General features: G+C 64.2%; 14 protein-coding genes. 11 read left to right on the plus strand and 3 right to left on the minus strand.

The window, feature by feature from the left end:
- The first annotated feature begins 170 nt into the window (after nucleotides 1-170).
- Nucleotides 171-824, plus strand: coding sequence for a glutathione S-transferase family protein (locus BUE39_RS24660; RefSeq protein ID WP_073431334.1), 654 nt, complete (start codon nucleotides 171-173; stop codon nucleotides 822-824).
- A 71-nt stretch (nucleotides 825-895) separates the two neighbouring features.
- On the opposite strand, the gene BUE39_RS24665 is transcribed toward BUE39_RS24660, so the two are convergent.
- Nucleotides 896-2,869 (minus strand): methyl-accepting chemotaxis protein, encoded by a 1,974-nt coding sequence (locus BUE39_RS24665; protein ID WP_073431335.1) that lies wholly within the window; start codon nucleotides 2,867-2,869, stop codon nucleotides 896-898.
- 163 nt (nucleotides 2,870-3,032) lie between these two features.
- Nucleotides 3,033-5,630 (minus strand): heavy metal translocating P-type ATPase, encoded by a 2,598-nt coding sequence (locus BUE39_RS24670; RefSeq protein ID WP_073431336.1) that lies wholly within the window; start codon nucleotides 5,628-5,630, stop codon nucleotides 3,033-3,035.
- 361 nt (nucleotides 5,631-5,991) lie between these two features.
- Between BUE39_RS24670 and BUE39_RS24675 the strand changes: the two genes are divergently transcribed.
- Entirely contained in the window at nucleotides 5,992-7,410 is a 1,419-nt protein-coding gene (locus tag BUE39_RS24675; protein ID WP_073431337.1) for a DUF1254 domain-containing protein, read from the plus strand.
- A gap of 250 nt (nucleotides 7,411-7,660) precedes the next feature.
- Nucleotides 7,661-11,473, plus strand: coding sequence for a DUF748 domain-containing protein (locus tag BUE39_RS24680; RefSeq protein WP_073431338.1), 3,813 nt, complete (start codon nucleotides 7,661-7,663; stop codon nucleotides 11,471-11,473).
- A gap of 89 nt (nucleotides 11,474-11,562) precedes the next feature.
- Here the strand turns inward: BUE39_RS24680 and pdxR are convergent, their stop codons facing one another.
- Nucleotides 11,563-13,110 carry a MocR-like pyridoxine biosynthesis transcription factor PdxR gene (pdxR, locus tag BUE39_RS24685; protein WP_073431339.1) on the minus strand — a complete coding sequence of 516 codons (1,548 nt, stop codon included), beginning with the start codon at nucleotides 13,108-13,110 and terminating at the stop codon, nucleotides 11,563-11,565.
- A 185-nt stretch (nucleotides 13,111-13,295) separates the two neighbouring features.
- Between pdxR and BUE39_RS24690 the strand changes: the two genes are divergently transcribed.
- The 8 genes from BUE39_RS24690 to BUE39_RS24725 all read left to right on the plus strand — a co-directional run bounded on the left by BUE39_RS24690 (nucleotide 13,296) and on the right by BUE39_RS24725 (nucleotide 22,647).
- Nucleotides 13,296-14,393, plus strand: coding sequence for an ABC transporter ATP-binding protein (locus BUE39_RS24690; RefSeq protein ID WP_073431340.1), 1,098 nt, complete (start codon nucleotides 13,296-13,298; stop codon nucleotides 14,391-14,393).
- A gap of 108 nt (nucleotides 14,394-14,501) precedes the next feature.
- A complete protein-coding gene (locus tag BUE39_RS24695) occupies nucleotides 14,502-15,551 on the plus strand; it encodes an ABC transporter substrate-binding protein (RefSeq protein ID WP_073431341.1) in 1,050 nt (349 codons plus the stop codon).
- Between the two features lie 174 nt (nucleotides 15,552-15,725).
- Nucleotides 15,726-16,994 (plus strand): ABC transporter permease, encoded by a 1,269-nt coding sequence (locus BUE39_RS24700; RefSeq protein ID WP_176035777.1) that lies wholly within the window; start codon nucleotides 15,726-15,728, stop codon nucleotides 16,992-16,994.
- A 16-nt stretch (nucleotides 16,995-17,010) separates the two neighbouring features.
- Nucleotides 17,011-17,850, plus strand: coding sequence for an ABC transporter permease (locus BUE39_RS24705; protein ID WP_073431343.1), 840 nt, complete (start codon nucleotides 17,011-17,013; stop codon nucleotides 17,848-17,850).
- A gap of 151 nt (nucleotides 17,851-18,001) precedes the next feature.
- Nucleotides 18,002-19,078 carry an OmpA family protein gene (locus BUE39_RS24710; protein ID WP_073431344.1) on the plus strand — a complete coding sequence of 359 codons (1,077 nt, stop codon included), beginning with the start codon at nucleotides 18,002-18,004 and terminating at the stop codon, nucleotides 19,076-19,078.
- A 142-nt stretch (nucleotides 19,079-19,220) separates the two neighbouring features.
- Nucleotides 19,221-19,844 carry a response regulator transcription factor gene (locus BUE39_RS24715; RefSeq protein WP_073431345.1) on the plus strand — a complete coding sequence of 208 codons (624 nt, stop codon included), beginning with the start codon at nucleotides 19,221-19,223 and terminating at the stop codon, nucleotides 19,842-19,844.
- 11 nt (nucleotides 19,845-19,855) lie between these two features.
- Nucleotides 19,856-21,574 carry a sensor histidine kinase gene (locus BUE39_RS35635; RefSeq protein WP_235004931.1) on the plus strand — a complete coding sequence of 573 codons (1,719 nt, stop codon included), beginning with the start codon at nucleotides 19,856-19,858 and terminating at the stop codon, nucleotides 21,572-21,574.
- Nucleotides 21,571-22,647: a hypothetical protein gene (locus BUE39_RS24725; protein WP_073431346.1), complete on the plus strand. Its 1,077-nt coding sequence runs from the start codon at nucleotides 21,571-21,573 to the stop codon at nucleotides 22,645-22,647. The genes BUE39_RS35635 and BUE39_RS24725 overlap by 4 nt, the downstream gene beginning before the upstream one ends.
- Nucleotides 22,648-22,690 lie beyond the last annotated feature (43 nt).

Below are 22,690 nucleotides of genomic sequence, written 5' to 3' on the forward strand. Positions count from 1 at the left end.
CAAGTCATGTGCCAATGATAGGCGCGCACGGGCGGCGGTGCCCCGCGTTGGCATAGCATTTGCGCGCCTTAAACGAGCGCGCCCGGATTGCCGCGCTTTGGTGCGCCCGCGCACGGCAGCGTGCATGGCATCGCCCGGCGTCGACGAACGCCTCATCGGAGGAGAAACGTATGACGAAAACGACGCTCACCATCAGCAGCAAGAACTATTCGTCATGGTCGCTGCGCGGCTGGTTGCTGACGAAATTCAGTGGCTTGCCGTTCGAAGAGATCGTGACGCCGATCGACGACCCTGTGGCACGCGCCGAACTGCTGCTGCTGTCGCCGTCGATCCTCGTGCCGTGTCTCGTGCACGACGGCATCAAGGTCTGGGACACGCTGGCGATCGCCGAATATCTGAACGAACTGAAACCCGAAGCGGCGCTGTTGCCGAAAGACATTCGCGCGCGAGCGCATTGCCGCTCGATCTGCGGCGAGATGCACTCGGGTTTCGCTTCGTTGCGCTCGGCGTTGCCGATGAACCTCAAGGCGCATTTTCCGGGCTTCAAGGTATGGGCGCGCGCGCAATCGGATATCGACCGGATCGTGGCGATCTGGGGCGAGTGCCTGAAGGAGTACGGCGGTCCGTTTCTGTTCGGCGAGCGCACCGCGGCGGATGCGATGTACGCGCCGGTGGTGACGCGCTTCGTCACCTACGACGTGAAGCTCGACCCTGAGATCGTCGAATACGGGCAACGCATCATGGCGCTGCCCGAAATGCGGCAGTGGATTGCCGACGCGCAGCAGGAAGCGGAAGAGATCGACGAACTGGACGTCGAGTTCTGAGGCACGGCGACAGCGAAAACGGGCGACGATAACGGCGCGTGAGAAGCAACGCGCCGTCGCTTCGGCAGGGTTCAATCGCGCCCGCTTCCCAGCTTGAACACGCTCACCACCTGCGCGAGACGCGCGGCCTGCTCGCGCAACTCGGCCGCGGCGAGTTCCGCTTCGCCGACGATCGTCGCATTCTGCTGGGTCGCCTCGCCGATCTGCGTGACGGCGAGATTGACCTGTTCGATGCCGCCCGATTGCTCGCGCGACGCCACGCTGATCTCGCCCATGATCGCGCGCACCTGGCCGACCTGTTGAACGATGCCTTGCATCGTGGCGCTGGCTTCCTCGGCGATGCGAAAACCGCTGTCGACGGTCGCCGTGGAGGCCGCGATCAAACTCTCGATCTCCTTCACCGAAGCCGCGCTGCGCTGCGCGAGCGCGCGCACTTCCGAGGCCACCACCGCGAAGCCCCTGCCGTGTTCGCCGGCGCGCGCCGCTTCCACCGCGGCGTTCAAGGCGAGGATATTGGTCTGGAACGCGATGCCTTCGATCACGCTGGTGATCTCCGATATCTTCTGCGACGAGCGGCTGATTTCACCCATCGTCGAGACCACGCGTTCGACGGCGCGGCCGCCTTCGAGCGCGGCATCGGCGGCGCGCGTGACGAGCGTGTTGGCTTGCACGGCGTGGTCGGCGTTCTGCTGCACCGTCGACGTGATCTGCTCCATGCTGGCCGCCGTTTCCTCCAGGCTGCTTGCCTGCGTGGCGATGCGCGCGGCGATGTTGCCGCTGCCGGTGGCGATCTTTTCGGTGCCGTGCGACATGTCGGCCGACGCGTTGCGCACCTGCGAGACGATGCGCGCAAGACCTTCGCCGATGCCGTCGATCGACTGCATCAGGCGGCCGATCTCATCGGCGCGCGCGTTGCCGGCTTGCGCCACGCGCACGCTCAGATCGCCCGCCGCGAAACGCTCGGACGCCTTGGCGGCTTCATCGAGCGGACGGCTCACGAGGCGGCGCACCGCGAACAGGAACACCACGGCGAACACGCCGACCAGCGCGAAGCCGATCAGCAGGAACTGATTGCGGGTGGCGGTGACGTCGGCCATCACCTCGTCGCGCGGCGCGACGCCGCCCACCAGCCATTGCCATTCCGGCACGGTGACGAACGACACGAACTTGTCGCGCGCGCCGCTCTCGCCGAGCGTCGCGTCGGCCGAGCTGTATTCGAGCCGGCCTTCCTTCATGTCGAGCATCTGCTGATACGGCGCGTTCGCGTTGTCCGCGTTCTGGCCGGCGGCGGCCGGATGAACGATCAGCTTGCCGCGGTCCGCGCCTTTCGACGCGTTGAGCACGAAGTAATAACCGCTGTCGCCGATCTTCAGCTTGCGAATGCCTTCCTCGACCGACTGGATTTCCTTGTCCACCTCCACGCCGACGAACAGCGCGCCGATCACGCGGCCGCTTGCATCGGTGACGGGGCGATATTGCGTGATGTAGCGTTTGCCGAAGAGCGCGGCGAGTCCCGTATAGGACTTGTTCGCGACGACCAGCGCATACGCCGGTCCCTTGCGGTCGAGCAGCGTGCCGATCGCGCGTGAGCCGTCCTGTTTCTTCAGCGATGTGGTCACGCGCACGAAGTCGTCGCCGCTGCGTGCGAACACGGTGGCGATCGCGCCGCTGCGTTCCAGAAACTGGTCGGGGATCGTGAAGTCCATGTTCAGAACTTTGTCGCCGGCCTTCATGGTGGGAGCGGCGACGCCGTTGACGTCGATCTTCTGCGTTTCGTCGAGCGTATAGGTGGGAGGCAGGAAGCTCGCGAACAGCGACGTCGAGCGATCGACTTCGGTCGATAGCGCCTTGTCGAACAGCGTGATCATCGCCGCGATGGAGCGGTCCTTATCGGCAATGCGTTCGAGCACCTGATCGCTGACCTGCTTGCCGGCGGTGCGCGTGAGCGCCAGCGCGAAGGCGGCGAAAATCAACGCCACCAGCACGCAGGAGAGCACGGCGAGCCGGGCGCCGACGCTGGCGCGGCGCAATGAGAGAAGTTCCATGGGCGGTTGCGGAGTAAGGGAAGAGAAGCGCTGCGCGGACCATGCGTAGGCATATCCGGCATCGGTGTCTTGTTTACGACCGCACCGCCCGTTTTCTTTAGCTAATCGAAAGCGTCGGGTCATTGCGGAACATCGCTTACGAGATGTTCCGCGCTTGCTCGCTTCAGCGGCCCGGTGCGCCGCGCCAGCCGCGCAGCAGCAGCGCGTTGGTGACCACGCTCACGCTCGAAAACGCCATTGCCGCGCCCGCCAGCATCGGGTTCAACAAACCGAAGGCGGCGAGCGGAATGCCGATCAGGTTGTAGACGAAAGCCCAGAACAGGTTCTGCTGGATCTTGCGCCAGGTCTTGCGCGAGATGTCGATGGCGTCGGCCACCAGCGCCGGGTCGCCGCGCATCAGCGTGATGCCGGCCGCGTGCATCGCGACGTCGGTGCCGGTCGCCATCGCAATGCCGATGTCGGCGGCGGCGAGCGCGGGCGCGTCGTTGATGCCGTCGCCGGCCATCGCGACGATGCCGGCGCTGTTGATTTTCAGGTCGCGAATCACGCGGGCTTTGTCGTCGGGCAATACCTCGGCGTGGAACTCCTCGATGCCGAGCGCTCTCGCGACGCTTGCCGCGCTGCCGTGGTTGTCGCCGGTGACGAGCACGCTCCTGATGCCCATCCGCGCGAGACGTTCGACGGCGGCGCGCGCGGTCGGTTTGACGGTGTCGCCGAAAGCGATCAGCGCGAGCGCGGCGGGCGCTTGCGAATCGCGCCGCATCAGCCAGGAGACGGTGTTGCCGTCGGCTTCGAGTTGTTTGGCGCGTGCGGCGAGTTCCGGCTGCAACGCGATGCCCAGTTCGTTGAGCCAGCGTGTGCTGCCAAGCGCCAGCGTGTGGCCGTCGATGTCCGCCTCGACGCCGCGGCCCGGGACCGCGCGTGCGGCGCTGGCGGCGAGCGCCATAGCCAACGCGGGTGCCGCGACGGCGGCGGAGTCGGAGGCGGCAGCCTCGTCGCTCGTCGACGGCTCCTCAGCCGACGCCGACATCGCCGCTTCATACGCCTTCACCACGGCCCGCGCCAACGGATGATCGCTGTGCCGTTGCACCGCGGCGGCGAGCGAGAGCGCCTCGTCGCGGCCCATGCCGCCGATCGGTTCGAACGCCGTCACGGACGGTTGGCCGAGCGTCAACGTGCCGGTCTTGTCGAACGCGACGATGTTCACGCGATGCGCGGTTTCCAGCGCCTCGGCGTCCTTGATCAGCACGCCGTGCTTCGCCGCCACGCCGGTGCCGGCCATGATCGCGGCCGGCGTCGCGAGCCCTAGCGCGCACGGGCAGGCGATCACCAGCACGGCAACCGCGTTCAGGATCGCGGTTTCGCCGCCCGCGCCGGCGATCAGCCAGCCCGCCAGCGTGAATGCCGCGATCGCCAGAATCGCCGGCACGAAGATTTCGCTGACCCGGTCGACCAGCCGCTGGATCGGCGCCTTGTCGGCCTGTGCGCTTTCCACCAGCCGGATGATTCGCGCGAGCGTCGTTTCCGCGCCGATCGCGGTGGTCGTCACGGCAATCGCGCCTTCGCCGTTGATCGAGCCGGCCGTGACCGGATCGTCCGCCTGCTTCGGCACCGGCAGGCTTTCGCCCGTGATCAGCGATTCGTCGATGTGGGTGCGGCCTTCGAGCACCGCGCCGTCGACCGGCACGCGCTCGCCGGGCCGCACGATCACCACCGTGCCGACGCGCACCAGCGCGAGCGGCACGTCGCGTTCGTCCGCGCCGACGCGAATGCGCGCGCGATCCGGGCGCAGCGCGTTGAGCGCGCGGATGGCGTCGGTGGTCTGGCGCTTGGCGCGCGCCTCGAGCCACTTGCCGAAGCGCACCAGCGTGATGACCACCGCCGAAGCCTCGAAGTACAGATGCATCATGTCGCCCGGATGGGTCGCCAGTTCGTAGACGCTGATGCCATAAGCCGCCGACGTGCCGAGCGCCACCAGCAAATCCATGTTGCCGGCGCCGGCCCGCACGGCGCGATAGGCCGCGCGATAGAAGCGCGCGCCGAACACGAACTGCACGATCGAGGCGAGGCCGAATTGCAGCCACGGCGCAAGCATGACGTGAACGCCGAACCATTCGCCGATCATCGGCGCGGCGAGCGGCAGCGTCAGCACGGCGGACGCGAGCACGGCCGCGAGTTCGCGGCGAGTCTGGTCGCGTTTGCGGTCGGCGGGGAGGGCGTTGCCGGCGTTGTCGCCGGCCGGCGTTGTGTCCGGCGGCGCGATCAAGGACGCTTCGTAGCCCGCTTTCTTGACGGCGGCGATCAGCGCCTCCGCTTCGGTGGCCGCGTCGCTCAGATTGACGGTTGCGGTTTCGGTCGCGAGATTCACCGACGCGCTAGCGACGCCCGGCACCTTCGCCAACGCTTTTTCGACGCGCATCGCGCACGACGCGCAGGTCATGCCGCCGATCGTCAGCTCCGCGGTTTGCGGCGTTTGGACGGACGCCGCGTCGTCGGCGCGTGCTGACGGCGTGGCTTCGTAGCCCGCCTTGCGCACGGCGTTCGCGAGCGTTTCGAGTTCGACGGTGGCGTCGCTGTCGATGCGGGCTCTTTCAGTGGCGAGATTCACCGACGCGCGCACGACACCCGGCACTTTGGCCAGCGCCTTTTCGACGCGCATCGCACACGAGGCGCAGGTCATGCCGCCGATGTCGAGTTCGGCGGTGCGGGCGGGCGTGGCGGCAGCCTCGGCGGAGCGCTGTGGGTTGGCAAGTTCAGTCATGGTGGAAGGCTCGTGGCGGCATGAGGCCGCGTTCTGAACCCAGTATTAACCTTCCTATGATGGCAAGGTCAAGGAGGAATCATGGGTGGACCGAGGCAGCGGTGAACGAAAAAGAATCTCGGCGGCGCGCGCCGGGCGGGCTGACAAAAATCGTCAACCGCACCGCAAATGCACGTTGTTCGCTCGTTACAACCGCTATTGCGACCTTTGCGCTTGCCTGGCGGACAAGGATACGATACAACCCCGATGTTGTCGGCATCGCCACCGCGGACTGGCTGCGCTGGGTCTTGCGAGACCACGCGGACAGATTCGCTGCGTACCGACGTCTCCCTTAGGGCAGCACGCTCCGCCACCTGAACGAATGATAAAAAATCGCCGAGAACTGTTTACGCTTCACTGGACCTGCGCATCGCTCGCGGGCCTCGCACTTCTGGCGGGGTGCGCGTCCACCCCGTCCGCGACGCAAAAAAATACTGGCTGGATCAAGGACGAAGTCGCCGATTCTTATGTGTTCGGCTATCCGCTGGTGCTGATGGGCGTCGCACGCGACGCGGCGGTCGGCGCCGATCCGGGCCAGGCGCCGCTCAACACGTTGCGCCACGCCCAGGCATTGCCGCCGATCGGCGCGGCGTATCCGTTGCAGCCGAGCCTCGATACGCTGGATTCGACCGGTTGGCTGGACGTGGGCAGCGAGCCGGTGATCGTGTCATTGCCCGACTCACGCGGCCGTTACGTCGACGCCCGCGTGCTCGACATGTGGACCAACGTCGTCTGGTCGACCAGTTCGCAGTTCGCCACCCGCGCCGCGGGCATCAAGGCGCAAACGATTGCGTTCGTGAGCCCCGGCTGGCAGGGCGACTTGCCCAAGGGCGTGAAGCGCGTCGACGTGCCGACCCGCAACGCGTGGGTGAGCGTGCGCATTCAGTCGAACGGCACGCGCGACCTGACGGCGGTGCGCAAGCTGCAGCGCGCCATTCGCGTCGCGCCGCTGAGCGTCTATGCAGGCGACACGCGCTCGGCGTCGATCGCTGCGCCACGCGTGAGCGCCGCCGATGCCGCGGTGGGCGCCTCCGGCACGCCGGCTGCGCAGGTCGCCGCCCTCGACGCCAACGGCTTCTTCAACCGGCTCGCGCAGGCCTTGCCGGACAATCCGCCGACGCCGGCCGACCCGCATGCACTGAAATTCCTTTCGGACCTGGGCGTGACGCCAGGCGAGCCCGTGAAGTTGCCGAATGCGCCCGAGGCCGTCGCGGCCGGTCTCGCCGATGGTCACGAGCGCGTCGTCACGCAGCCGTCCAATCTGCTGACCGGCAACGGCTGGAACTGGTTCGGCGACGGCGTGGGCAACTACGGTCCCGATTACGCGCTGCGCGCTTATGCCGCCGCCACGCAACCGGGCATCGGCACGAAGGACGACGAAGTGCGCGCGGTCGTCACCCAGGACAGCGACGGCCATGCGCTTAACGGCGCGAACCGCTACGTGATTCACTTCGCGCCGAACCAGTTGCCGCCGGTGCGCGGCTTCTGGTCGATCACCGCCTATACGAAGGACGGCGCGTTGGGCGAAAGCGCGCCGGCGCGTCTCGCGGTCGGCGACCGCAATGGCGCGCGCCGCAATCGCGACGGTTCGCTCGACGTGATCGTGTCGTCCACGCGCGGCAAGAGCGGCAACTGGCTGCCCGCGCCGCGCGCGGATCTGCAACTGGTGCTGCGTCTGTACGCACCCAGGCCGGAAGCCACCGACGGCAGTTGGCAACCGCCGGCCGTCGTGCGTCAGTAGACCGCTTCAGTCGACTCCTTCAGCGGCATGCATCGCTGCCATGCGGCAGCGATGTGACAGCAACGCATGAGCGAGGTATGAAGCGCCGCATGTCCGGCGTCTTGGCGCTACGCACATGCGGCGCTGTCGCGTGGAGCATTGTGTAAGCACGCTTTACATTGCTGTCTCGTGCGAGGTTCCAGACTTATACTGCCGCTTGCGGGATTTTCGTTTCGCGGCGGGCTTGCCGCCGCATTACCCAAGACCGAGCATGGCAAGCCTCAATAAAGCATCACTGGCATCTTCCATTCAGACCGTGCGCGAGGTCGCGCAGTCACGCCGCACTCGGCGCGTTATCACGGGTCTGCTGATTTTCCTCGTAGTGTTCGGCCTGTTGGGTTTTTTCGCGGCGCCGCCGCTGATTCGCCATATCGCCGAACAACAGATCAGCAAACAACTCGACCGGCCGGCCAGCATCGGCCGCATCGCGCTCAATCCCTACACGCTCACGCTCGAAGCCGACCGCGTGCATATCGGCGAGCGCGGCGGCGCGGGCGATTTCGTGGATATCGCGCGGCTCATCGTGCGGGCGTCGTGGAGTTCGCTGTTTCGCGCCGCGCCGATCGTCGATGAAGTGCAATTGGATTCGCCGCGCTTTCATATCGCGCGCTACGACGCGCAACGCTTCAACTTCACCGACCTGATCGAGAAGTTCGCGAGTCAGCCGAGCGCGCCCGATAGCAAGCCGACGCTTTTCTCGGTGTCGAACATTCGTCTGGAAAACGGCCAGATCACGTTCGACGACAAGCTGCTCGGCGCGACCCACGTGATCGATCAGTGGAAGCTCGGCATTCCGTTCATCGCCACGCTGCCTTCGAAAACCGATATCTTCGTCGAGCCGCTGCTGCGCGCGCGCATCGACGGCAGTCCGCTTGCCATCGACGGCAAGACCAAGCCGTTCGCGGCGTCGCGCGAGTCGGAAGTGTCGCTGCGTTTCGACGGGCTCGATGTGCCGCGGCTCATGTCGTACGCGCCGGCCAGGCTGCCGGTGATCGTGCAATCCGGCAAGCTCTCCACCGACCTCAGGCTCAACTTCGTGATGTCCCACGACGCGCCTTCGTTGCGCGTGGCGGGCACCGTCGATATGAACGACTTGGATGTGCGGGACCCAGGCAAGGCGCCGTTCTTCGCCGCGCGCACGGTGCATGTGGCCGCCTCGACGCTCGAGCCGCTCAAGAGCCTTTACCACTTCGACGATATTCGTATCGACGCGCCGAGCGCCAATCTGGCGCGCGACAAAAACGGTGTGCTGAGTGTGGAGCGGATGTTCGCGCCGACGCCGGCGGCTTCGGAAAGCGCGGCTGCATCCGCATCCGACGCGACTGCGGCGAAGCCCGCCGCAAGCGCGGCGGCCGCGGCATCAGGCGCCAGCGCCACGCCAACGGTCGGTGCAAAGGCCGCCCCGCCGCTGGATCTGTCGATCAAACGCTTCGCGCTCAACGACGGCGTAGTGAACGTCCACGACGAAGCCGGCTCGCGGCCTGTCGACCTCGGCCTGCAAAAGCTGGCCGTCACGCTGACCGATTTTTCGACGCTCGCCACCGCGCCCGCGCATTACACGCTGAACACGGACTTCAAGGGCGATGGCGGCTCGCTCGGCGCGGCGGGCGCGTTCGGCCTTGTCGCTCAAACGGCCAGCGCCAAGCTCGACCTGAAGTCATTGAAGTTGCCGCTGCTGCAACCGTATCTCGACACCGCAACCGCGGCGCAAGTGCTGGACGGCGCGCTCTCCGCCAGCGCGAATGTGGGCGCGAACTGGTCCAGATCGCCGGTGGCCGTGATGGTCGCGGATACGCAACTGGACCTGCAATCGCTGAAGCTGGCGGCGCGCGGCAGCAAGGAGCCGGTCATCTCGCTCGCGCAAGGCCGCGTGACGGTCAAGCAGGTGGACGTGGCGGCACGCACGGCCGACATCACGGGCGTCGACACGACCGGCCTCGTGGTCAACGCGGCGCGGCTGAAAGACGGCAGCATCGACCTGGCTTCGCTCGCTGGTCCGCATGAAACGGAGCAGCGGCGCACGGCGACGCACGCGGTCACGAAAGCGCAGGCGGAAGCGCCCGTATGGCGTTACAAGATCGGCGAGTTGAGCCTGAAGGACGCCACGGCCAATTTCACCGACAACACCACGCCGCAGCCGGTCAAGCTGAACATCGCGCCGCTGCAACTCAAGGTGCGGCAGATCAGCGACGACCTCAGCCGTGCGCTGCCGATCGAGCTCCAGGCAACACTGAACAAGAAAGGCACGCTCGGCTTGACGGGCAACGTCACGGCGACGCCGCTCAAGCTGGCCGTCAAGGTGAACGCGAACCGGCTCGACGCGGCGGCCTTCGAACCGTATTTCGGCAGTCAGTTGAATGCGGTGATCGCGAGCGCGCTGCTCAATGCAAACGGCGAACTCGCGGTGACTCAGGCGAAGACGTTGAAGGCGAGCTACCACGGCGACATGGCGCTGGTCGACGTGCGAATGCTCGACAAGGCGACTTCCGACCGGTTCGCCGGCTGGGGCTCGCTCGCGCTGTCCAATCTGAAAGCCGACTACGACGAGCGCGGCACCGTGGTGGACGCGGGCCGTGTCACGTTCACCAGGTTCTACGGGCGCGTGCTGCTCGACGCGCAAGGCAAGCTCAACCTCAATCAGGTGGTCGCGCATGAAAGGGGCGCCGCCCAATCGCTCACGCGCGACGGCAGCGGCGCCGATCCGGTGCCGTTGACGCCGCAAGCGGCGTCGGCCGTGGCGGCGGCGTCCGCGCCGGGCCCGGCTTCGGCGGCCACGCCCGCGATCGTGCCGGTGGCGACGGCGACCGTCACGGCCGCCGCGCCGCCGCAAAGCCCGGTGAAGCTGCACTTCGGCCAACTGGTGTTGCAGCAGGGCCGCGTGACGTACACGGACAACTTCGTCAAGCCGAATTTCACGGCCAACCTGGTCGGCATTCAGGGCACGGTGGGCGCGTTCGGCACGCAATCGACCACGCCCGCGCCGGTGGACATCGCCGCGAAACTGGCGGCCAACGGTCCGCTGTCGATTCGCGGCACGGTCAATCCGCTGGTTGCAAAGCCGTCGCTCGACCTGACCGCCAGCGCGCACGATATCGAGCTGACCAACCTCACGCCGTATTCGGCGAAATACGCCGGTTATCCGATCACCAAGGGCAAGCTGAACGTCGACCTGCATTACACGCTCGAGAACGACCAGTTGAACGCGAACAATCACCTGTTCATCGATCAGCTAACGTTCGGCGATCACGTCGAAAACGATACGGCGACCAAACTGCCGGTGCGTCTCGCCATCTCGCTGCTGAAAAACTCGCGCGGCGAAATCGACGTGAATCTTCCCGTGTCCGGTTCGTTGTCGAATCCCGAGTTCAGCATTGGCGGCCTGATCTGGCACGCGGTGCTCAACCTGTTGCAGAAGGCGGTAACGTCGCCGTTCTCGCTGATCGCCAATGCCTTCGGCGGCAACGGCGAGGAATTGGGTTACGTCGAGTTCGAGCCGGGCTCGGCGAAGCTCTCGGACGCCGACAGCAAGAAGCTGGACACGATCGTGAAGGTGCTCGCCGACAAGTCGTCGATCCGGATGGACGTGATCGGCCGGGTCGACCCGGCCATCGACGAGCCCGCCTTGCGGATGCGCTATGTCGATCGCCTCGTCAGGCAGCAGAAGATCAAGGATGTGGTGGGCAACGGCGAGAGTGTCGATGTCTCGACCATGACCGTCGATCCGCAGGAATACGACAAGTATCTGACCAAAGCCTACAAGTCGGCGGACTTCAAGAAGCCGCGCAACTTTGTCGGCCTGACCAGGAGCCTGCCGGACGACGACATGAAGAACGCGCTCGCCGCCAACGCACCGATCGACGAGGCCAGCTTGCGCCAGCTCGCGCAGCAGCGTGCGCAAAGCGTGCAGCAGTATCTGGAGGGCAAGATCGACAGCAGTCGTGTGTTTATCGTCGCGCCGAAGCTGAACGCCGAGGGCATCAAGGACAAAGGCGCGACGACGCGGGTGGATTTTGGCTTGAACTGAGGTGTGTTGTAAGCGCCCGCTCGCCGTTCGGCAGGGCGGCGGCGCGCGCTTCGCTGCGAATCGACCGGCGATCCGCGCGGCCGCGCCGATCAGGCCGCGCGTGTCGGCGCCTTCAACGCGGTTCGCTCGATCACGCGTGCGAGCGTGTCGAACGCCGGCCCGATCTTTTCGTTCGCCACGCACGCATAACCCAGCAGCAGTCCGCGCCGCGCGGGGGTGGCGCTGCTGTAGTAGGCGGCGAGCGGCCGCACGATCACGCCGGCATCGAAAGCCGCGGCTGTCACCGCGCGATCGTCCGCGTGATCCGGCAGACAGAGCACCAGATGCAGCCCGGCTTCGTCGCCTATCACCGGCAGTTCATTGCCGAAACGCGCGGTGATCGCGTCGATCAGAATCTGCCTGCGTTCGCCGTAGAGCGCGCGCATGCGGCGAACGTGCGAGGTGAGATGGCCGTCCATGATGAAGTCGGTCATCACCGCCTGCTGCATCAATTGCCCTTCACGATAAAGCTCGGCCACGCCGGTGCGAAACGTATCCACCAGATGTTCCGGCGCGATCATGTAGCCGATCCGCAAACCCGGAAACAGCATCTTCCCCAGGCTGCCCACGTAGATCACCTGGCCCGCGTCGTCGAGCCCTTGCAGCGACGCGAGCGGCCGGCTGCCGTAGCGGAACTCGCTGTCGTAGTCGTCCTCGATGATCCAGACGTTGTGCTGGCGCGCGTATTCCAGCAGCGTGCGGCGGCGCGCGAGACTCATCACCATGCCGAGCGGATATTGATGCGACGGCGTGACGAGCGCCAGGCGCGGCGGCTGTTGCAAATCCTGCTCGCTGGGGTTCAGGCCTTCGTCGTCGACCGGGACCGGCACCAGCGTGATCCCCGACGATTGCAGCACGCTGCGCGCGCCCCAATAGCACGGCTCCTCGACCCACGCACGGTCGCCGACGTCGGTCAACAAACGCACGGCCAGATCGATCGATTGATGAATGCCCGTCGTGATGATGATCTGATCCGGCGTGCAATTCACCGAGCGCGCGACGCGCAGGTAATCCGACAGCGCCCGCCGCAACGGCCGGTAGCCGCCGCCCGGCGCATAGGTGAGCAGATCGGGATTGGCTTCTTTCCACAACCTCGCCTGCAAGCGGCTCCACGTGCGCGCCGGGAATTCGGCGACGTCGGGCACGCCCGGCATGAATGCGCCCCACTGCTTGGCGGAGACGCCGGCCTGATCGATCAGGCGCCGCCCGCGAGTCGAGAGGTCGCTGAGACCGCGTTTTGGCGGTTTCGGGGCCTCCGCGGCCCGATCGCCCGGCGCGTCGGCACGGGCCACTGCCGGCTTCTTGCGCGCGTTCACCGCCGCGGCGTCCGGCCGCGTGTCAGCCACATAGGTGCCGCTGCCGGTGGTCGAGATCACGTAGCCCTCGGCGGTCAACTGATCGTAGACGTGCAGCACCGTATTGCGCGCGATGCCGAGGTCTTCGGCCAGCGTGCGGGAGCTCGGCAGCTTGGTGCCGGGCGGTAGCTGGCCGGTCAGAATCGCCTGCTGCATGAGCCGCAGCGTCTGCCGGTAGACCGGCTCGGCGGCGGTGCGGTCGAGTCGCGCGGCGAGCCAATCCGACAAAATCACGGTGTCCAAGTGGTTCTATCCGGAATAATGAAATGGTTCCATATTGTAGAACCGTAAGAGACTATAGTGGGCCACGCAATTGACGCTATCCCTCTGTTTTGCAGGGGGAACCGGCCGGAGCGCAGCAACCATCTTGCATGGGACCGGAGCTGGCGCTTCAGCGCTTACTCCGGTCGACAGAGGAGACTAGGGCGATGAAAACCGATGACGTGATCGTCAGCTTTCGAGGTGTGCGCAAGACTTACGACGGCGAAACGCTGGTCGTCAAGCAACTCGATCTGGATATCTATCAGGGCGAATTCCTGACGCTGCTCGGGCCGTCGGGTTCGGGCAAGACAACTTGTCTGATGATGCTGGCGGGCTTTGAATTTCCCACCGGCGGCGAGATCTGGCTCGACGGCACGCTGCTCAACACCGTGCCGCCGCATAAGCGCAACATCGGCATGGTGTTTCAGAACTACGCGCTGTTTCCGCATTTGACGGTCGAGCAGAACGTCGCGTACCCGCTTACCGTGCGCAAGCTTTCTGCCGAAGAACGCGCACATCGTACGAATAACGCGCTGAAGATGGTGCGCATGGAGAGCTTCGCCAAGCGTTATCCGGCGCAGCTTTCCGGCGGCCAGCAGCAGCGTATCGCATTGGCGCGCGCGCTGGTGTTCGAGCCGAAGCTCGTGCTGATGGACGAACCGCTCGGCGCGCTCGACAAGCAGTTGCGCGAACACATGCAGTACGAGCTCAAATCGCTGCACGAGAAGCTCGGCGTCACATTCGTCTACGTTACGCACGATCAGGGCGAAGCCTTGACCATGTCGGACCGCGTCGCGGTGTTCGATAAAGGCATCGTGCAGCAACTGGATACCGTCGACCGTCTCTATGAATCGCCGTGCAATGAGTTCGTCGCCAACTTCATCGGCGACAGCAACAAGCTGCGCGGCACGATCGCGAACGTGGACGGCGAGTACTGCGAGTTTCATCTGATTGACGGCACGCGGCTGACGGGCCGCAATATCGGAGGGGCGCGGGCGGGCACGCCGGCCGTCGCGTGTATCCGGCCCGAGCGCATGAAGCTGGCGAACGGCGTGTCGCGCGCGGGCGCCAATGCGCTGAGCGGCGAGGCGCGCGGGCTGATCTATTTCGGCGACCACGTGCGCATGCGTTGCGGTCTGCCGGAACAGGACGAATGCTTCGTCAAGGTGCCGCTCGGCACGGAATTGCTCGATACATTCGCGCCCGGCGCACCGGTTGCGCTGGAGTTTGCGCCCGAGCATCTGCGGGTTTTCGCGGGGGCGTGAGCGCGGTCAACGCACGATTCGTCGGACGCACGCAGTCGAAGTCAGCCGCACATAACAAGCCGCACCGTACCTAGCTTCACGCATACCACCAAAGGAGAGCAACACACCATGAGCAAGATCGGGAAATCGCGCTGCGCCATCGCTGTCGGTGCCGTGGCGCTCGCGCTGGGAGCCGCGCAAGTCAATGCCGCCGAACTGACGGTCGTCAATTTCGGTGGCGCGAACGGCGACGCGCAAAAGGCCGCGTTCAACCAGCCGTTCGAATCGCAAACGGGCAACAAGGTGACCGCCGTCGAATACAACGGCGAGCAGGCCAAGGTCAAGGCGATGGTCGAAGCCAAGCACGTGAACTGGGACGTGGTGGAGGTCGAATCGGGCGACATCGGCCGTGGCTGCGACGAAGGGCTGTACGAGAAGCTCGACTGGTCGAAGATCGGCAAGAAGTCGGATCTGATTCCTGAAGCGCCGCAAACCTGCGGCGTGGGGTTCTTCGTGTGGTCGACGGCGCTCGCGTATAACGCCGACAAGCTGAAAACCGCGCCGGCCGGCTGGGCCGATTTCTGGGACGTCAAGAAATTCCCGGGCAAGCGCGCCATGCGCAAGGGTGCGCGCTACAACCTGGAGTTCGCGCTGATGGCGGATGGCGTCGCGCCGAAGGATGTCTACAAGGTGCTCGCCACCAAGGCGGGTCAGGACCGCGCGTTCAAGAAGCTCGACGAACTGAAGCCGAACATCCAGTGGTGGGAAGCGGGTGCGCAGCCGCCGCAGTTTCTCGTCGCGGGCGACGTGGTGATGTCCACCGCGTACAACGGCCGGATCGACGCCGCGCAACGGGAAGGCAAAAACCTGAAGGTGGTGTGGAACGGCAGCATCTATGACCTCGACTATTGGGGCATTCCGAAGGGTTCGCCGAACAAGGCGCTGGCCGAGAAGTACATCGCCTATTCGATCTCGCCGAAGCCGCAGGCGGAATACGCGCATCACATCGCCTATGGTCCGGTGAACGTGGCGGCGATCAAGGCGCTCGATTCGAAGACGCTCGCGAATCTGCCGAACTCGCCGGAAAACGGCAAGAATGCGGTGCTGCAGAATCTCGGGTTCTGGACCGATCATGGCGATGAACTGGAGCAGCGTTTTTCGTCGTGGGCTTCGAAGTGATTTGTTAGTTTTGGGTGCGACCGGAGTTAAGCGTTGAAGCGCTCACTCTGGTCGACAGCTTTGCATGGGGTGGGAGTAGGCGCTGAAGCGCTAACTCTGGTCGACAGCGGTGCATGGGACCAGAGTAAGCGCTAAAGCGCTAACTCTGGTCGACAGGAGACGGGTGTGACTACGATGACGATTGCCGCCGATTCGACGCCTGAATCAACCGGCCGACTCAAGCGCGAACTGAAAGCCGCGGAATCGAGAAAGCGTGCAATGGCGCTGCTGCTGATCGCGCCGCTCGCGATTTTTCTGCTGCTGATTTTCGTCGTGCCGATCGGCGCGCTGTTGACCCGTGCCGCGCAGAATCCCGAAGTGGTCAGCGCTCTGCCGCATACGCTAAGCGCGTTGAGCGGTTGGGATCGCAAATCTCCGCCGCCGGATACCGCGTATGCCGCATTGGCCGTCGACCTCACCGCGGTCGCCGATAGCGACGGCATGGGTGCGCTGGCGCGGCGCCTCAACGTGGAGATTCCCGGCTATCGCTCGCTGGTTGCAAAATCCGCGCGCGCCATGCCGTTCGTCGACGATAACAGCCAGCCGTTGAAACTGACGCCCGGCCAGATTCATGCGAAATTCGTCGAACTGGACGAGCGCTGGAACGATATCGCGTACTGGCAGGCCATCGCAAAGAATGCCAGTGTGTATTCGCCGTTCTATTTACTCGCTTCGCTGGACCATAAGCAGGACGCGTTCGGTCACATCATCCCGACCGATCCCGATCAGCAGATTTATCTCGCCGTGTTCAGCCGCACCTTTGTGATCGGCGCGGCCGTGACTTTTTTTGCGCTGCTGCTGGGCTATCCGCTCGCGTACTGGATCTCGACGCTCTCCGATCGCCGCGCGAACCTGGTGATGATTCTCGTGCTGATTCCGTTCTGGACGTCGATCCTCGTGCGCGTCGCGGCATGGATCGTGATCCTGCAAAGCGAAGGGCTGGTGAATAAAGCGCTGATCGGCAGCGGGCTGCTGCACGATCCGCTTTCGCTGCTGTTCAACCGCACCGGCGTGTACATCTCGATGACGCACATTCTGCTGCCGTTCATGATCCTGCCGCTGTACAGCGTGATGAAATCGATCCCGCCGACCTATCAGCGCGCTGCGATCTCGCTCGGCAGCCATCCGTTCGCCGCGTTCTGGCGCGTGTACGTGCCGCAGACTTATCCGGGCATCGGCGCGGGCGCGCTGCTGGTGTTCATCCTGGCGATCGGCTACTACATCACGCCGGCCTTGCTCGGCGGACCGAACGATCAGATGGTCAGCTATTACGTCGCGTACTTCACCAACGTGACGATCAACTGGGGCATGGCGTGCGCGCTAGGCGGCTTGCTGCTCGCCGCGACACTCGTGCTGTACGTGATTTACGGGCGCTTCACGCGTTCTTCACTGAGCCTCGGCTGAACCGGAGCCTACTGCGATGAAACTTGCCAAGCCCCTGTTCGCGCCGCATACGTCGTGGGTCGAGCGCGTGTGGTATTTCGCACTGCGCGCGCTTGCCGTGCTGACGCTGCTGTATCTCATTCTGCCCGTGTTGGCGATCGTGCCGCTGTCGTTCTCGTCGAGCACGTTTCTGGTGTATCCGATTCCGGGTTGGTCGCTGCGCTGGTATCAAAACCTGGTGGCGTCCGATGAATGGCGCATGGCCGCCAAGAACAGTTTTATCGTGGCGCCGTCCGCGACGGTGGTCGCGACCGTGCTCGGCACGCTGGCCGCGATCGGGCTGACCAAGGCGAACTTTCGTGGTAAGGCGCTGCTAATGGCCGTCCTGATCTCGCCGATGATCGTGCCCGTGGTGGTGGTCGGTGTCGGCATGTATCTGTTCTTTGCGCCGCTCGGGTTGGCGAACACGTATGTTGGCCTGATTCTGGCGCATGCCTCGCTCGGCGTGCCTTTTGTCGTAACCACGGTGGCGGCGACCTTGCAGGGATTCAATTACAACCTCGTGCGCGCCAGTTTGTCGCTGGGTGCCAATCCGCTCACGACGTTTTTCCGCATCACGTTGCCCGTGATCGCGCCGGGCGTGATTTCGGGCGCGCTGTTCGCTTTCGCGACGTCATTCGATGAAGTGGTCGTGACGCTGTTCCTCGCGGGCGCTGACCAGACGACATTGCCGCGGCAAATGTTCACCGGTATCCGCGAGAACATCAGCCCGACCATCGCTGCGCTTGCGACGATTCTGATCGTGTTTTCTACTTGCCTTTTGCTGGCGCTCGAGTGGCTGCGCGGAAGAAATGCGGCGCGGGCGGTGAAAGCGTGAACATCGGCTTGCATGGATGACCGCCAGTCGAGTAGCAAGCCTAACCGGCAAATTTCCGATGTCATTCTAAGAATGTTCCCATTCCTCCTGCGTCCGCGTCTGTTCATACTCTGGACCTTCTTCCAGAAGACGCGCTCGACGCAGAAAGTCAATGAAACTCCAGCTATCGATGCTTGTATGCGCGCTGGCCCTGGCGGGCTGTGCGGATCACGCCGCGCGCGAACGACTAGGCATCACGGACGCCACGGTGCTCAAAACGGGCATCGGCGCCTCGCAGGATGAAGCCGCGGGCGCGGCCAACAGCCAGTGGGTCACTACCTACGCACCGATCGTCAGCAGCAGTGCCGCGCTAGCATCGTTGCAAAAGCGGCTCGATGAGGTGCCCGCCGACAAGAACAGTTATTTTCACGCCAAGGCACAGTGTTGGCTTAACGCCGGCCAGCAGACTCGGCAGAATCGCGATCATTGGGGTTTCGTCGAGGAAGCGATCGGCCAGGCGGCAATGATCACGATGAGCCTCGAGAACGACACGCCGTTATCCGCGGCTAATCCGGCGCTGCGCACGGTGTCCACGGTGCGTCCCGATCTGTGGAAGATCGTCAACACCATCAAGGCAGATCCTGTTCTTGCTCAATGTCCGCGGGCGCAGCAGCCGCTCGCGTGCGCTGAAGTCGGCTTGATGCAAGCCGGGCATGACGCGTGGATACGCAGTTTTTCAAAGGCCGAGAAGCGCTTGCCGGAAGTTCAGGATAACTTGCGCAAATCCGCCGAGACCGCGTTGCAATGCAAACAGGCAATGCAGACGTCAGCGGCCGCACCGGCCCTGGGTGAGCAGTCTGCAAGCGCGCCACGGATCATCACGCTGCGCGCCGACTCTCTCTTCCGTTTCAATGGCGGCGACGATGCCGCCATCCTACCTGCGGGCAAGCGGCAGCTAGATGCGGTGGCGGACGGTCTGAAGAACGCTCCCGCCTTGCGTGAGCTGACGATCACCGGCTACACCGACCGTCTTGGCGCCAAGGCATACAACCAGAGCTTGTCCTTGAAACGTGCTCAGACCGTTCAGAAGTATCTGCGAGCCCGCGGCGTGACTTTGCCCATGACTGCCCGAGGTCAAGGCAGTACGAACCAACTGGCCGACTGCCGACAAACAAAGCGCGACGAATTACTGCGATGCCTTGCACCGAATCGCCGCGTCGAGATAGAAATCGTGGTCGGAGCTTCCTAACGTACGCTTGCGTCGCGTGACGATGCGAACCTTTTCCGGCGGGTCGATATCCTGGTTTGCTTGCGGCAAATACCGATGCGCCTTTAGCTTGTCAAAAGCACGAATCAGCCTGGCAAGCGATGTTTTAAGAGGAAACAAATAGATGTCAACTGTTCTCGTTATCGACGATCATCCTGCATTCCGAATGGTCATCAAGATGCAGCTCACGCAGCTGCTTGGCATTGAAAAGGTGATCGAGGCCGACAACGGACAGGCCGCAGTCGAACTGGCGCGGCAATTCACGCCGAAACTCGCCATACTCGATCTCGACATTCCGCGCATCAGCGGGCTCGACGTAATTCCACGCCTTAAACTCGTTCATCCGTCGATCCGCTTGCTGGTCCTGTCAGGACATGATCCGGCGACGTTCGCGCCGCGGGCGATGCGCTCCGGCGTCCACGGTTTCGTCTGCAAATCGCAGGAGATGAAGGAAATCATGCGCGGCGTCGAGGCGGTGCTGGCCGGCTATACGGTCTTTCCCGTCACAGCGAACGGTGCGGGTATCTCGCCTTCGTGCCGCACGGAAGGCGAAGAGGAGAGGATTGCGCTACTGTCGGACAAGGAACTCGTGATTCTGCAGATGCTGTCGAACAAGGCGATTGGCGATGCGTTGTTTATCAGCGACAAGACTGTGAGCACCTACAAAAGCCGCATCCAGGAAAAACTGGGGCTGTCGTCGTTAGCGGCGCTGATCGAGTTTGCCTCGTTGCACCGGCTGATCGACTAGGTTTGCGGGCCATGAACAAAATAAGCCTGCCGGGTTTTTCGGCGGGTGCGCCTTGTCGCACGTCGCGCTTCCTACACGGCCTTTCACGCTGCGACGGTGGCAATGCGTGGTCGATTTTGACCCGTTTCGCGACGATATTTGCATGGCTGTGCGCATCGGCATTGCTGCCGTGCATGTTTTCGACGCGCGTCAACGCCGCACTGTCCGTCGACGGTGCACCGCCCTCCATGCGCGTCCATGCGCCGCGTCCGGCGCAAGCGCTGGCCGCTCACGACGCTCAGCCGCACCCCGGGCGAGCGGCCCTTGCTCACCTTTCACATGAGGACGCCGCTGCCGGGACGCCTTTGGTACTCGCTTCGAGTAACAGTGATAGTGGGAATGCCTCGCCTAGCCAACTAGAGTGGACCGAACACGCAACCTCGGTCGGAAAGCGAACGTGGCAATTGACACTCGCGGCGCTGGCGTTCGCCGTACTGGCTGGCGCGTGTTTGTCGCGAGCCGCGCTAACGCGCATTGCCAAGAACAACAAACGGATTGTCAGCGAGTGGGCCCGCCGATGCGAAGCAATCGAGGCGCGGGAGCGGGCTACCCGCACCGCAGCTTCCCAGCAGGCGAGCGCTGACCTAATGCGGGAGCGGCACAGATTCCTGGGCGTGATGCGTTTCTATATCGAAGCGCCATTGAGCGCGGTTGCGGATTTATTCGAGCCGCTTCAAGTGATAACCAAGCCGTCCGCACAATCCGCACAGTTGCAGGCGATTCAATCCGCGATGCGCATCTGGCGCCAAACCCTTCGTGATCTGTTCGACAATTCACCTCTGGAATCGCGCGCTTTCGTTCTCGACGAAAGCGCGACGAACGTGCGCGAGTTCATCAAGAGTGTGATCACGCTCCTTACACCATCGACTACGCATCAAGGCGTGCACTTGAGCGCGAGCGTCGACCAAACGGTGGCGGCGGTGATTATCGTCGACGGCACCCGTCTCGGTCAGATCCTTTTCCATTTGCTGAACCGTGCGATCCAGTCGGGCATGCACAAAGAGATTGCGCTTGTGGTGCGGGCCGACTCATTGAATCTGGGTTCGCAGCGCATTTTTTTCAGCATAAGGGTCGGCGGCGGCAAGCTTGGCGGTACTGATGCTGATGAATCGCGCGCGAGCGAAGGTTTCGGTGACGCAGATGCTTCCCTGCCGCTTTGCCAGTTGCTCGCTCAGCGCATGCGAGGTGAACTTTCCGTCGCGAGCGGCGCGGAGGCTGGCGTTTTCGCGAGTTTCAATGCGCCGTTCGCCGTCGAGCAATGGGAATCGGAGCGAGAGGCAGATGGCAATATACCGTTGCCTGCGACGTGCAATGCCGTGCATGCCGATGCCGCTTCAACAGTTGCTTCCCATGAACCTTTCGAGCGTCGGTATCTGACCGCGCTGTCAGAAGAAGGTGTCGATCTGCCCTCGTTTCTGGATGGCTGGCGTCGTGCAATGAATGACGACCTCACACGCCTCGCCACATTGCGTCGCCCGGAAGACGATGAGCTCCTGCCTGCCTTGCTGCACCGATTGAGCGGCGCCGTCGGTCTGGTCGGCGCGCGTGGTTTGATGGAAGCGCTGCGGCGCGCTAGCGCCTCGCCGCGGGAACGCAACGCCGGCGCGATCGACGCGCTCGCGGAACGCACCCGAACCCTTGTCATGCAACTCGGCGCAGTGCATGACCCACAACGGAGCACCGTACGATGAACAGACCGCTGGCCTTGATCGAAGGCGATCTGGCGCTTCCCAGCGCGCGGTCACTCGCGGGCTTGCCGCCGCCTTACGGCTCGGGCCGTCGGCCGGTACAGGCGCGGCGAGAGCCGCAGCCTGCGGCGCTCACCGCGGCGCAACGGGCGATCCAGGACGCCGTGCAACGTGCGGAGCCATTGGCATCCCGTGGCCGGCTTCCGTCAGACGCGAAGTATATTTTTCTCTATAAGACGCCACAGCGACGAGACTATTCCTATAGTTTCGATGCGCAGTTGGCCGAAGCCAGGCGTTACCTCGATGCGGGTAAGCAGCGCTCGTCTTCGTCTCGTGCAGATCATGTGGCCGGCGCGGCGATCTTCGTGAGTTGCAGCATTGCGCTGGCCTGGCTGTTGATCACAAGTGCGACGCCCGACGCCGATAGCGCGACCACGCTGGCCGCGACGCTGGATCCCGTCGCGAGGGCCGAGGTGCGGCATTCCGAAGGTGCTGTCAAGCTGACGCAACCGGTGGTTGAAACAGCGTCGACAAGTGCGGAGCGCGCGCCCGCAGCGGCTAGCTCGGTGCCGACGACAACGTTGGCAAACTCCAGTGCGGCGGCCATGGCGCCTGCAACTCGCGCGAAGAACGATTCCGTTGCCGCGAAGGCAGTACCGCCAGCCAAGCCAGCACAATTGGTGCGGGCTGACGCGCCGCGTGTGAAGCAGCCACTCGTCGCACGCGCGACGACACATGGCACGACGACGAATCGTCTTGCAAAGGTCGATCGCAAAGCCGCAATCGCGCGCTTGAGCGAGACGCAAGTCGACAAGCGCCTTGCATTGACCCGATCCGCTCGTCCGGCCAGCCGGCCTTCGATCTCGCAGCAACCCGAGTGGATTGCGCGAGCGTCGGCTAACCACGATTCCGCCGAACAGGCGGCCCTGCTCGACTGGGCGAAGCAGCAGCGCGCGAAGGTTACAACGCGGGCGTCGACGCCAGTGCCGGGCAACACGGACTGGAACGCCCGCATGATTCAGCGCAGGATCACCGACAACCCCGACGCTTTTCGGTCAGACTTCGGTCCAAGGTAGTCGCCGCATTCAACGGCCGGTTGTCCGCGGTTGCTATTTCGAG

Origin of the sequence: Paraburkholderia terricola (assembly GCF_900142195.1) — a bacterium.
In the GTDB taxonomy this organism is placed as follows: domain Bacteria; phylum Pseudomonadota; class Gammaproteobacteria; order Burkholderiales; family Burkholderiaceae; genus Paraburkholderia; species Paraburkholderia terricola.